This window comes from Mesorhizobium sp. M0909, assembly GCF_040319515.1.
GTDB lineage: Bacteria > Pseudomonadota > Alphaproteobacteria > Rhizobiales > Rhizobiaceae > Mesorhizobium.
On the sequence record NZ_JAMYOA010000030.1, the window covers coordinates 39,514 to 51,314 of the forward strand.

Genomic DNA, 11,801 nt, shown 5'->3' on the forward strand with positions numbered 1-11,801 from the left:
GATCATCATGGACGACGAAAACGAACGCGCGGCCCGCGCGAAGAAGGGCAGTCCGTTTCTCAACACCGCGCAGGCCGCCTTCTATATCGGGCTATCCCAGCGCACGCTGGAGAAGATGCGGCTCAAGGGCGGTGGCCCGCAATTTCGCAAGCACGGCCGCTATGTCCGCTATCACATCGACGAGCTCGACGACTGGTCGAAGGGACGCGCGCAGGAGACCAGGCCCGAGGATGGCGGGCACAATTCCGGCTCGGCCGGTGAGGGAGGCCGCTCATGAGCCGGCGTCCCACTATCCGTCTGATCGGCAGCCATCTGCGGCGCATTCGGGCGCGCAAGACGATCGCCGTGGCCACAATAGGCCTCAGCCTGATCGGCTTCGCCGCTTTCGACAACCCATCGCCCTGGCTGGTCTGGAACGCCTCGGCCAGTGCGCCGGTCGGCCTCTATCGCGTCGCGTCCGGATCGCCGGCTCGTGGCGATCTCGTGCTCGTCCGCCCGCCAAAACCGGTCGCCGATCTCGCCGCCGAACGCTTCTATCTGCCCAGCAACGTGCCGCTGGTCAAGCGCCTTGCCGCGCTGCCTGGCGAGCATGTCTGCGCCTTCGGCGACGCCATCATCATCGGCGGCGAGATTGTCGCGCGCCGGCTGGCAACCGACACGCAGCACCGTCCGCTGCCTTGGTGGAATGCCTGCCGCAAGCTCGCCGCCGACGAGTTTTTCCTGCTCGGCAGCGATAGAAACCGCTCCTTCGACAGCCGCTATTTCGGGCCGGTGCCGGCCGAAAATATTGCCGGGAGGCTCGTGCCGCTATGGACCGAGTAACCCTCCTGATGCTCGGCATGGTCGCGATAGCGCCATGCGCCTGTTCCGCCGCGACCGACGCTCAGCCGGCCGCCATCTCCCGTGGTCCGCAGCTCCAACGATGGCAGCACTTGATAGCCGAAGCAAGCCGGCGTTTCAGCATTCCACAGCCCTGGATTTATGCCGTCATGGATGCCGAAAGCCGGGGGCAGACAATGCTGGACGGACGGCCGATCGCCTCACACGCCGGCGCTATTGGCCTCATGCAGGTGATGCCCGGGACCTACGAGGAGATGCGCGCAGAGCTTGGCCTGGGAGCCGATCCGCACGACCCTCGCGATAACATTCTGGCAGGCACTGCCTATCTGCGCGCCATGTATGACCGCTTCGGCTTTCCCGGCCTGTTTGCCGCCTATAACGCCGGGCCGGACCGCTACGAACAGCATTTGCAGCGTGGGCGACCGCTGCCCAGCGAGACGGTTTCGTATCTGGAAGAGCTCAAGGCGGCGGGGATCGCGGCCGCCGACATGGACGCGTTCACCGGCAAATCCCGTTCCGGAAAAGCGCCGGAAATCCCGTCCGGGCAGTCGCTGTTTTTCCTGCGAAACGGTGTTTCCGCGACCGATCCGAATGGCCAAATCGTGGTGCCGCTCGGATCGGAGCGAGCAAGGTCAGGCCGGCCGGATCGCAGGTGAGGGCAGGGGTACCGTGGGTCGGGCGGGGCAGGGAGGCAGGTCCGGGAAGGCAAGATAAAGGCATCGCCTCCTGGAGGCGGCGAAGTCTTTGTCTGCACATCGTTTTTCATGGAGGCTGCCTTCAGCGTCAGGAGAGCTTCTGCCGACAAAGCTTTGATTTTGCTCAAGATTACTAGGAGGCTCAATGCAGGATGAAGAGTTCAAGCCGAGCCTGGGCAAAATCGGATCGCGCGGCTCGAAGGCAGGCAAGCGTTTCGTCGGCCAGATCCGCGCCGCGATCAACCGAGCCGGCGGCGGCAGCGGTCGCCGTGGCCGCTTCATCGGAAGCCGGGCGGGGCGCGGCGGGGCTGCTGCCGCCGTTCTCAGAGCGCGCGACCCCCACGCGGCGTTTCGGCAGCGGCGCGCCGTCGTCAAGGCGCGTATCGTCAAGCTGGCTGGCAAGGGTGTTGACGGGGCACGTGCACACCTTCGCTACCTCCAGCGCGACGGCGTCACCCGCGAAGGCGAGCCTGGCGAGCTCTATAGCGCCGACAGCGACCGCGTCGATGGCAAGGCCTTCATCGATCGTGCCGATGGGGACCGGCATCAGTTCCGCTTCATCGTCGCACCTGAAGACGGCATCGAGTATGACGACCTCAAGCCGCTCACGCGGCGCCTCATGGCGCAGATGGAAGAAGACCTCGGCACCAAGCTCGACTGGGTCGCTGTCGATCATTTCAACACTGGTCATCCGCATACCCATATTATCGTCCGCGGCAAGGACGACCGCGGCGAAAATCTTGTCATCGCGCGAGACTACATCTCGTCTGGAATCCGTGAACGGGCGGCCGAGCTGGTCAGCCTCGACCTTGGCCCGAGAACGGACCGCGAGATCGAGCAACGCCTGCGCCAGGAAATGGAGCGGGAACGCTTCACCAGCATCGATCGGCAGCTGCTCCGCATCCGCGACCATGAGGGGCATGTCTCACCGGCCAGCCGAGACACGTTTCGCCAGACGCTGCACCAGGGCCGCCTGCGCAAGCTCGAGCGGATGGGTCTGGCTGAGGAAGTCGGCTCGGGCCGCTGGCGCCTTGATGGCGAGCTTGAAGCGACACTGCGCCGCATCGGCGAGCGGGGCGACATCATCAAGACCATGCACCGCGAACTGACCGGCAAGGGGCTCGCCCGCAGTGCCGCCGACTATGTTGTCCATGATCGATCTGCAGAGCAGATGCAGCCTGTCGTCGGCCGCATCATTGCGCGCGGCCTGGCCGACGAAATCACTGACCGCCATTACCTCGTCGTCGACGGCGTGGACGGCAAAAGTCACTATGTTGATATCGGCAAAGGCGAGGCCACCCAACCGACGCCAGAGGGCTGCATAGTGCGGGTCACGCCGAGGGACACCGGGCCAAGGCAAGTCGACCGCACAATTGCCGAGATCGCCATGGCCCATGACGGGCGCTACAGCATCGATATCCATCTCAAGCATGACCCGTCGGCCACCGAACGCTTTGCCGAAACGCACGTGCGGCGACTGGAGGCGATCCGCCGGGCGACCGGTCGTGTCGAGCGCGAGCCGGACGGTACATGGACTATCGCGCCGGACCATCTCGACCGTGTGTCTGACTACGAGCGTCAGCGGGCCGGGGCCGAGCCTGTCACGGTTGACAAGCTCTCATCGACGCCGCTGGAACAACAAGTCAGCTTCGACGGCGCCACCTGGCTCGATCGAGAGCTGGTTTCCGACACACCGGAGGCCTTGCACAGCTCTGGTTTCGGCCGCGATGTCCGAGAGGCGCAAGGCCGCCGACGGCAGTGGCTGATTGCGCAAGGTCTTGCTCGGGAAGAGCAGGACCGGATCGTCTATCGCGCCAACATGCTTTCGATCCTGCGCCAACGCGAGTTGAACCGCGTGGCCGGCCAGTTGTCGAACGAACTCGGTCTGTCCTATTCTGAAGCCCAGAGTGGAGATCGAATAGACGGCACGCTCCGCCGCTCCGTCGAGCTCGCCGGCGGAAAATACGCTGTCATCGAGAAATCGCGCGAGTTCACGCTGGTGCTATGGCGGCCGGTGCTTGAGCATCATATCGGCAAGGAGGTTTCCGGCGTGGTGCGTGCGGAGGGGATTTCATGGACCATCGGCCGGCAGAGAAGCGGACCAAGCATTTCGTGACATGGCTACACAACTTCTTTTGCCCGCGTTGAAACGGGTACTCAGTCCGGACGGAGTTCGCCTGCTGGTTGCCCGCGGCATGGAATTGGCGAGGGATAAATGGCTGGTCGTGCAAGACTTATCGTTCGCTCTACAAAAGCGCCGCGATCATCCATCGTGTTCCATGGTTCTGAGCCAAAACCCTCGTGCGCCACCACGGCACTCTTCCCGGTGCCACGGAAGCTGCGCCGACGACGGCGGTGCCGGCCTGGTTGCGCAGGGTTGCCCCCGACCCAAACAGTTGCGGCGCATTGAGGACATTGCAATCACTGCAGGTGCGGCCATCGGCGCGCTCGATGCGATGGTCCGCCAGCTAGAGAGGTGGGCTGGCGCCTGGTGACAGCGCCTAGGGCTTTCGGCGGCCGCGGTACGGTGAGCAGGCTCGCGGCGTCGAGGATGAAGCCGCACTTCGCGATGTTCTTCTGCTCACACGACCGGGAGACGAGGTCGGCCCCACGGGCCGGATGCTCCGGGCGTGAACTGGCAGCCCATCCCGCTGAGGATCTTCTAACGGGAGAAACCTCGCTGCGGTGGGGAAGATTTCGAAGCAGATCCACCGCCGCGACCTGACGCGCGATGAGTTCATCGAGAAAGTCTGGGGTGGAAAGCCGAATCCGGCGGCGCGATCCTCAACCAGTTGAAGCGGCTGGGCGCCTCCGCCGACTGGAGCCGGGAGCGTTTCACCATGGACGAGGGCCTGTCCAGGGCGGTGCTCGAAGTTTTTGTCACCCTCTACAAGGAAGGCCTGATCTACAAGGACAAGCGCCTTGTGAACTGGGACGGAAGCTCTTGACTGCGATTTCCGACCTTGAGGTCGAACAGCAGGAGGTCAACGGTAATCTCTGGCATTTCCGCTACCCCGTCGAGGGCGAGGTTTTGGAGCCGGAAAATCCTAAAACCTTCATCACCGTGGCGACGACCCGCCCGGAGACGATGCTGGGCGATATGGCGGTCGGCGGTGCATCCCGACGACGAGCGTTTCCGGCATCTTCGGCAAGAACCTCATCCTCTGCCGATCGTCGGCCGCAGGATCCCGGTGGTGGCGGACGAGTATTCTGATCCGGAGAAAGGCAGCGGCGCCGTCAAGATCACGCCGGCGCACGACTTCAACGAATTTGAGGTCGGCAGGCGCCATAAGTTGCCGGCGATCAATATTTTCACCGTAGAGGCGGCGGTCACCCTCACGGACAATGACGACTTTCTCGCCGGGCTGGAGGTGACGCCGGAGCGCCAGGCGGTCTGGGACGAGCTCGACGGTCTCGACCGTTTAGTCGCGCACAAGAAGATCGCCGAGCTGATACCGGCGGTTTCCTCGAAAAGGTCGAGCCGCATCGCCAGGCCTGAAGCGGCGGTTGCGGCGATCCTGAACAAGGTGCGGTCTCTCCGCGCCAACGCATCCGACACCGAGATTTTCGATCGAAATCTAAGCATCGTCGAAGATGCTTTGCCTGATCTAGGCGCCCAACCGTAGCCGGCCGCATTGCTGCGCCAGCCGCCACGTAAAGCGCTACCAGAGTTCTTGCACCCGGGTCATTCGGCTGCCGCTTTGAAGGTTCCGCCTAGGGCCTGCATCAGATCATCGATAATGTCCTGAGGATGCTCAAGTCCCACTGACATTCGCAGTAATCCGCCTGGCGCCTTGGACTTGGCACCCTCGACGGATGCGCGATGCTCAATCAGAGAGTGGGTCCCGCCAAGGCTTGTCGCCCGGGCAACAACCTCGAGGCGGCCGGCCACGGCCATCGCAGCATCGGCTCCGCCTTTGACGATAAAGGATAGCATCGCTCCGTAATGGCTCATTTGCCGCTTAGCGAGATCGTGTCCCGGATCAGTTTGCAGGCCAGGAAAAAGTACTTTTTCGACACGCGGATGAGACGCCAAAGCCTCAGCAACCTTCTGGGCGCCTTCGCAATGCGCGCGCATGCGTACCGACAATGTCTGCAGGCCCCGCAATGCCAGCCAACAGTCGAATGGCGCTGCGACGCTGCCCTTGTGTCTCTGGACCATCCGCAGTGGGCGACCGAGGGGTGACGAGTGCGGGACAATGACGACGCCCGCCATCAAGTCCGAGTGGCCGCCGATGTACTTTGTCGCCGAGTGCATGACCGCGTCCGCCCCAACTTCGAGGGGCCGTTGAAGCACTGGAGTTGCCCACGTGTTGTCCACTACGGCCAAGGCGCCAGCCTCGTGCGCGATTTTGCAGATGGCCGAAATGTCGACAACGCGGATCATCGGGTTTGACGGCGTCTCGACCCAGACGAGGCCAGTCCGCTTCGACGTGACCGCGGCGCGCACGGCATCCAGATCGCGCATGTCGACGGCCGCAAAGTCGAAGCGAGACCCAATGTCGGTCTCGTCAATCAGCGAACGAATGCCGAAATACATGTCATCCGGCAGAACGATCCGACCCGTCGACGGATGGCTCTCAAAGACTGCAGCGATTGCAGCCATGCCCGACGCGAAGGCAATGCCATCTTCTCCGCCCTCGAGCGCGGCCATGGCCATCTCGAACGCGTTGCGTGTCGGATTTCCATCCCGGGTGTATTCGAATCCGGAAGGAAACGAGCCGTCGACGCTACGTTGGAACGTCGTGCTGGTGTGCAGCGGCAGGGACACCGCCCCCGTGGAAGCGTCGACAGCTCGGCCGCAATGGATCGCCTTCGTTTCAAAACGCATCGGTCATTTCCTCGCTAACGGGGCAGTTGCACAATTTCAGGCCGGTCATTATATTGACCGTAATAAGTGAGCCGAGGCAGTAAGTCAATATAATGACCGATGTTACGACAGCGTTGGACCCCGAGCGGGTGCTTGGCCAAGCGATAGCGGTTCGGATCCGACAATTGAGGCGCGACCAAAACCTGACCCTGGATCGACTGGCAGAACTGAGCGGCTTATCCAAGGGAACCGTCGTCACGCTGGAGCAAGGCAAGGCGAACCCCAGCATCGGCATACTTTGCCGACTGGCGGCGGCGTTTTCGCTTTCGGTGGCCGATTTGTTGAATGACCATCCTTCCACAGTTCGCCTTCCTATTGAGCGGACAGAGACGAGGACGCTTTGGACAAGCGCTAAAGGGAGCTTTGCACAACTTCATTCATCGATCTCGGGACGAACGATGTTCGAACTGTGGAGCTGGGCCATTATGCCGGGCGACGTGTTTTCCGCAGATGCTCATAGTCCGGATACGCGCGAGCTGATCTCGGTGACTCAGGGGTCCCTAAGTGTCGTGGTAGGTACCCACGCAGTAATTTTGAGCCAAGGCGAGAGTGTGCGGCTTGTCACTGACCAACCGCACTCATACGCGGCGGCATCTGATCTGCCTGCCCACTTCTCGATGGCAGTTCTTGAGCGTGGTGGACAGCGAGATCCGGGGCCCTCTTCGCCGGCAACGAAGATGCCCGGGCCCGTTCCGCAAGACACCGCCGCTCGATAACGACCGCCCATTCGCGACAGGAGATCCACCGTTGTACGTTCCGCCCCATTTTGCCGTCCCCGATCACAACACCCTGCTTGACCTAATCGAGAGACATCCGCTCGGTATCTTGGTCACCCACAGCAAAGGCACACTCGACGCGAACCACATTCCCTTCGAGCTTGACCGCTCGAAGGGAGACAAAGGCGTCCTCAATTGCCATGTTGCACGCAAAAATCGAGTCTGGGAGGAAGTTGCCAATGGCGATGAAGTCCTCGTTATCTTCCGTGCGGCCGACGCTTACATCTCGCCGAACTGGTATCCAAGCAAGCATGAATTCCATAAGCAGGTGCCGACGTGGAACTATCTCGTCGTCCACGCCCACGGACGCATCACTGTCCGGGATGATGAGCGCTATGTGCGCCGTAACGTGGCGAAGCTCACTCACATGCATGAAGCCTCGCAGCCTGCCCCGTGGAAGATGGGCGACGCGCCGAAGGACTTCATTGACACGATGGTTAAGGCGATCGTCGCCCTGGAAATCGAGATCACCAGCCTGGTTGGTAAATCAAAACTCAGCCAGAACAAAGAGGTGCGCGACATTCAGAACGCTGGTGAAATGCTGAATGCCCGAGGCGTCAATGGGATGGGAGAAGCGATGCTCGCGGCTGCGGCGGCCAAATCCCAATAGCAACTATCTTGTCCCGACAAGCCGCTGGTGCTGGATTTCCAACGGGTGACCTTGAGAGACAAATGCTTCGGCTCGCCGGAAACGCGACCAGCATCTGACCACCCGCTATGCGGCAGATGGACAAGAACTCAGGCCGCCATCGCCAGCCACATCCGCAATGCCGCCGGATCGATGGAAGCTGCTTACCCGCAGCCTCTCCGGTCATGCCGCCTGCGTCGTTAATGCCTTGAACAGCAGCCTGGCGGTTAAACCGCCTTGCGTGTTCGGTATGGCGGCACAGCGGTTTGGAGATCGGAGCCGACTGGCAGCGAACGCCACGCCCCACGGTAGCGATGCCTCGCAGCTAGGTTGGATGACCAAGCAGCGGCATGTGCGGCAGGCTTGCACCCGCTTCAGATGCGAGACGGGTCAAGACAATCATCCTGCACAACGCCACGCGGCGGTGAGCCGGTTTCGAAAAGGGCCGGCCCCGGCCGTTCATACAAGTGGAGTTGGGGGCGCGGGGCCGGATCAAGCCTATCGCGTTGGACCCGCCGGGACCGCGCGTACATCATCCCGGCAACGCCAGGCGCTCGCCTGGCGTCATGCGGGCTTCGGCTTGGCGCGCCGAATGTCTGGACCGGCATCGCGGAGCAATGGCGCACCAGTCTACGATTGGGTGCGTAGTCGCCATGCTGCCCCTGGCCAGATCGTAGATGACCTCGGCTTGTTCGCCATGGCGAGCCGAAGCACGTTGACGGCCGTGCCGGGTGATGCGCCGTCCCAGACTATCATCCCAAAACGGCGAAGCCGGCTCGGGGAGCGACAGACGCCGCAACTAGAGCCCGGTCGGCGGCAGGCCGGCGCGCAGACCTGCCGCTTCCGGAGGCGCTACGCGCGCGGAGCTAGTGGCCTTTGTCGGCCAGCCAGAGGCTCACGTCCTGGATCGAGCGCATGAGCACCGACGGATTGTCCCGCGCGGGAATGAAGCCCCAGCTCTGCCAGTAGCGCTCTGCCTCGGCGTCGATCGCCCGCACCACCACCGCGCGGCCGCCGACGATATCGGCGCCGGCGACGCAGCGATACAGCGCGTCCTTGACCAAGCCGCTACCGACGCCTTGTCCGGCATAGCGGTGGTCGACGGCGAGTTGTCCGATCAGCAGGCAGGGGATCGGATCGGGCGGGCGTCCGGTGCGGATGGCGCGCGGTGCGCTATTTGGCTGGATCACGCCCGGCGCGAGGCCGTAATACCCGACGACTGTTCCCTCGTCGTGAACGACCAGGACGCGGGTAAACCCGCGGGCCTGGTTCGTTCGCGCGAAGCCGGCCAGCCAAGCATTGAGCGCCGGCTTGCCGCAATCGAAGCTGTCGAGGCGGTGTGCGTGGTCGAGGAGTTCGATGCCTGAAAGCGCCACCTAGCGGTCCCAGGGCGGGGACCGACGCAGCCGCTCGGCCGCCTTCGCCGGGGGCGCAGCGGCCGGGGCTGAGATCGCCTGCATGAAGGCGGCATAGGCTTCCGGGGACACGCGGATGACGGTTTCGTTGAGGATGGCCGCCTGCGCCTCGTGCAGCGCGGCGCGCCGCATGAACTCCGTGCGCGACAGGCCGAGCAGCTCCGCGCCGCGGTCGATGATGGTGAGATCATCGTCGCGAAACCGCATCGAGACGGGTGCTTCCTTCCTGGTGGGTGTGGTGGCCATGGCGCGCTCCTGTGCTGCGGACCTATATACGTTAGTGTAACGCGGAACGCAATACTACGTTCCCTGACGACGTCTCGTGGCGGATGGTCTCAGGATTTCTCGCCGCATCGGTTCTTCTCGGCTTCTCGCCCCAGTCGCCATTGCCGCAACCCAGAGCAAGGTGGCTTTGGTCAGCTCCGGCGGATCAATTACGGCTTAGGAAGCGCATTTGTTTTTGGCGGCCCGATGAGCGGGTCCAGAAGCGAAGTCGCTGCCATGACTGTCGCCGGACGAGCCCCGGCTATCCCGAACCTGATGAACATCTGACGCGATGGCGACTTTCGGGCCGTCACGCCACAAAGGAGGAACGGCTATGAAGGCTGGGCGGCGGCACTTTCATTCTCAGGCGCCGCTCTATGCCACCTGTCGGCCAATGTGACATCGCCACTGCGGTCCTTCGAACAAGTCGATTCGATTCTGAATTTCGGCCTTTAGATGATTGTAGCGATTGAATCAGCGACAAGGGCTGGGCAATCGCGGTTGTGGTGACCGCGAGCCACTAAGCTTGTGCCGTACCCTTACAATGATTCATCAAGGCGTTTACCTCGGCAATCACGAGATCCGGCGTGATGTCGAACTTGCATCGGACTTTGACCGGACAATGCCGCACTTGGTCCAGACCACATCCGCGACATTCAATAACACTCATAAGCATGCTGACCAAGGGACCTCGAAACCCCCAAATCTCCGGTAGATGTGACGCCGTGAAAATGCCGATAGTAGGGCGGCCAAGCTGGGCAGCGACATGGCCGGTGCCTGAATTGTTCGAAACGACGAGCGCGGCCGAATTCACGAGACAATTGAATTCCAATTCTGACAAGTCGACAGCCGTCCGAATGTTCGCGGCTCCACGTTCCCTAGCTGTCTTCGCAACCTCCTCAAGCGCTTCCAGGCATTCGCCACGGCCAACGAGGACCACCTCACCACGGGTCGCAAGAGCAGCGACAACTTTGCCAAAACTTTCAATCGGCCAATCTCGCAGGCTGGAATTGGAGAACGGAGCCACGACAATCGGGGCATTGCCTGTAGTCGAATTCTGTGGGTGACCCGCTCCGCTTTCGAAATAGGCAGCTGCCTTTGCGACCAGAAAGAGGAGGATTTCTGACACATGCTGGAGACGCACCTGCTTACGGTCAATGAACCAATCAAGCCATCTACGGGGGATTTTGTTAGCAAGCCCTATTTTTTGGACCAGCTTGTAGAAAATGGTTCTGCGTAGTTTCAGATTGAATGGCGCTATCGCAATATCGATCTGATGCATGCTGTACGGATCAACTATCGCCGCACGGTGCCTGGCGGGGACTTCAAGCAAGATGGGCCTTGTTTCTTCCGGAACACGCATATCAATGGCAAGATCAAACTCGCCGGTCAGCAGCGGCCTTATGTCGGCGGCTGCTTTGCGCGTTTTGACTTTTGGGTTGCGAGGAAAAAAGTCAAAAGCAATGTGATCGTCGGCGAGGTCGAACTGTTTTGCAGTAGCGATGTTCCAGCTTCCCACCACCAGCGTAATGTGGGCATGCGCAAAACGCTGACGAAGGTCCTTTAGGGGCCCTAGAGACATCCAAAAGTCGCCGACATGATCAAGCTTGAGGACCAAAATTCTCATCCTTGCGCTTGACTGTTCCGGCTCTTCCCAGCTGCGGTATATAATTTGATTGCGGTCGTGCTTTGTAAAATATGCCATTGCCATTCCGAAGATTATACGGTCAACACTGATAGCCCAGTGACGCGTGTGTAGGGTTGGAGTGCTCCCCACTTGTCCGCGTCTCCGCAAGAATTCTGCCATCAGATCCAAGCCGCGCTCCAGCAGGAGCTGTCGGGCGAAGTCTGCATCTCTAGCGGTGGTAGCGCGCCAAGAAGCCAGCTATGTCCCGACCCGCAATGTGAAGGGCTTCGTCACGGTCTTGCATGCAGTGAGTTCGAGAAACGCCGAGTAGACGGCGTTCGCCAAGCCGCCGTCCCCAGATCTCGAGCATAACGGCAGTGGCCTCGCTCTTTGGTCGATGCTGATCCTGAATGAGACCGTCGCCGCCGGCGACGACATCGCCGGCCGGATTGACCGTCTCCTGCACGCCCTGTCGCTGTGGTCCCGCATCATGGTGGTTACAAAGGACCCGCCGCAGGCGCTTTTTTCTGCGCGTCCGGGTCGTCCAACATGAAGTGGACGAATCAACCCTGTGATGAAGTCGAGCCCCCCCCCCCGGGGAGGGGGCCCGCGGGCGGCGGGAACACCACTAATTAACCAGCAGGGGAAACCGCCGACCAAAGGAAAATAAACAAAAGAAACAGAAC

11 protein-coding genes and 1 pseudogene are annotated in these 11,801 nt (G+C 61.6%); 8 read left to right on the forward strand and 4 right to left on the reverse strand.

Going from position 1 to position 11,801, the window contains the following annotated elements:
* The first annotated feature begins 7 nt into the window (after positions 1-7).
* The 5 genes and pseudogenes from NKH83_RS29200 to NKH83_RS29220 all read left to right on the forward strand — a co-directional run.
* The gene (locus NKH83_RS29200; RefSeq protein WP_352453595.1) at positions 8-277 is read left to right on the forward strand and encodes a helix-turn-helix transcriptional regulator; all 270 of its coding nucleotides are present in this window, start codon (positions 8-10) and stop codon (positions 275-277) included.
* On the forward strand, positions 274-822 hold the full coding sequence (lepB, locus tag NKH83_RS29205) for a signal peptidase I (RefSeq protein WP_352753289.1): 549 nt from the start codon (positions 274-276) through the stop codon (positions 820-822). Before NKH83_RS29200 ends, lepB begins: the two co-directional genes overlap by 4 nt.
* Before the next feature lie 17 nt (positions 823-839).
* Positions 840-1,496 (forward strand): lytic transglycosylase domain-containing protein, encoded by a 657-nt coding sequence (locus NKH83_RS29210; RefSeq protein ID WP_502895640.1) that lies wholly within the window; start codon positions 840-842, stop codon positions 1,494-1,496.
* Between the two features lie 184 nt (positions 1,497-1,680).
* The gene (rlxS, locus tag NKH83_RS29215; protein WP_352808481.1) at positions 1,681-3,651 is read left to right on the forward strand and encodes a relaxase/mobilization nuclease RlxS; all 1,971 of its coding nucleotides are present in this window, start codon (positions 1,681-1,683) and stop codon (positions 3,649-3,651) included.
* Between the two features lie 584 nt (positions 3,652-4,235).
* Positions 4,236-5,031 (forward strand): annotated as a pseudogene (locus tag NKH83_RS29220) (class I tRNA ligase family protein); the annotation flags it as partial.
* A 189-nt stretch (positions 5,032-5,220) separates the two neighbouring features.
* Here the strand turns inward: NKH83_RS29220 and NKH83_RS29225 are convergent.
* On the reverse strand, positions 5,221-6,366 hold the full coding sequence (locus NKH83_RS29225; protein WP_352757220.1) for a trans-sulfuration enzyme family protein: 1,146 nt from the start codon (positions 6,364-6,366) through the stop codon (positions 5,221-5,223).
* A 92-nt stretch (positions 6,367-6,458) separates the two neighbouring features.
* Here NKH83_RS29225 and NKH83_RS29230 point away from each other — a divergent pair, with 92 nt between their 5' ends.
* Entirely contained in the window at positions 6,459-7,121 is a 663-nt protein-coding gene (locus tag NKH83_RS29230) for a helix-turn-helix domain-containing protein (RefSeq protein ID WP_352808483.1), read from the forward strand.
* Positions 7,122-7,152: 31 nt separating this feature from the next.
* Complete coding sequence (locus NKH83_RS29235; RefSeq protein WP_352808484.1) at positions 7,153-7,791, forward strand: FMN-binding negative transcriptional regulator; 639 nt, start codon at positions 7,153-7,155, stop codon at positions 7,789-7,791.
* An 884-nt stretch (positions 7,792-8,675) separates the two neighbouring features.
* Here the strand turns inward: NKH83_RS29235 and NKH83_RS29240 are convergent.
* From NKH83_RS29240 to NKH83_RS29250, 3 genes are all read right to left on the reverse strand, one after another.
* Positions 8,676-9,185 carry a GNAT family N-acetyltransferase gene (locus NKH83_RS29240; protein ID WP_352453588.1) on the reverse strand — a complete coding sequence of 170 codons (510 nt, stop codon included), beginning with the start codon at positions 9,183-9,185 and terminating at the stop codon, positions 8,676-8,678.
* Positions 9,186-9,470, reverse strand: a complete 285-nt coding sequence (locus NKH83_RS29245; protein ID WP_352638514.1) for a type II toxin-antitoxin system TacA family antitoxin — start codon at positions 9,468-9,470, stop codon at positions 9,186-9,188.
* A gap of 538 nt (positions 9,471-10,008) precedes the next feature.
* The gene (locus NKH83_RS29250; RefSeq protein WP_352808485.1) at positions 10,009-11,193 is read right to left on the reverse strand and encodes a glycosyltransferase family 9 protein; all 1,185 of its coding nucleotides are present in this window, start codon (positions 11,191-11,193) and stop codon (positions 10,009-10,011) included.
* A 319-nt stretch (positions 11,194-11,512) separates the two neighbouring features.
* Between NKH83_RS29250 and NKH83_RS29255 the strand changes: the two genes are divergently transcribed.
* Positions 11,513-11,668 carry a hypothetical protein gene (locus NKH83_RS29255; protein ID WP_352808486.1) on the forward strand — a complete coding sequence of 52 codons (156 nt, stop codon included), beginning with the start codon at positions 11,513-11,515 and terminating at the stop codon, positions 11,666-11,668.
* The last annotated feature ends 133 nt before the right edge of the window (positions 11,669-11,801 follow it).

Coding starts and splice junctions, on each gene's coding strand:
- NKH83_RS29200 (WP_352453595.1), top strand. CDS start 8: ATGGACGACGAAAACGAACGCGCGGCCCGCGCGAAGAAGGGCAGTCCG.
- lepB (WP_352753289.1), top strand. CDS start 274: ATGAGCCGGCGTCCCACTATCCGTCTGATCGGCAGCCATCTGCGGCGC.
- NKH83_RS29210 (WP_502895640.1), top strand. CDS start 840: ATGGTCGCGATAGCGCCATGCGCCTGTTCCGCCGCGACCGACGCTCAG.
- rlxS (WP_352808481.1), top strand. CDS start 1,681: ATGCAGGATGAAGAGTTCAAGCCGAGCCTGGGCAAAATCGGATCGCGC.
- NKH83_RS29225 (WP_352757220.1), bottom strand. CDS start 6,366: ATGCGTTTTGAAACGAAGGCGATCCATTGCGGCCGAGCTGTCGACGCT.
- NKH83_RS29230 (WP_352808483.1), top strand. CDS start 6,459: ATGACCGATGTTACGACAGCGTTGGACCCCGAGCGGGTGCTTGGCCAA.
- NKH83_RS29245 (WP_352638514.1), bottom strand. CDS start 9,470: ATGGCCACCACACCCACCAGGAAGGAAGCACCCGTCTCGATGCGGTTT.
- NKH83_RS29250 (WP_352808485.1), bottom strand. CDS start 11,193: ATGGCATATTTTACAAAGCACGACCGCAATCAAATTATATACCGCAGC.
- NKH83_RS29255 (WP_352808486.1), top strand. CDS start 11,513: ATGCTGATCCTGAATGAGACCGTCGCCGCCGGCGACGACATCGCCGGC.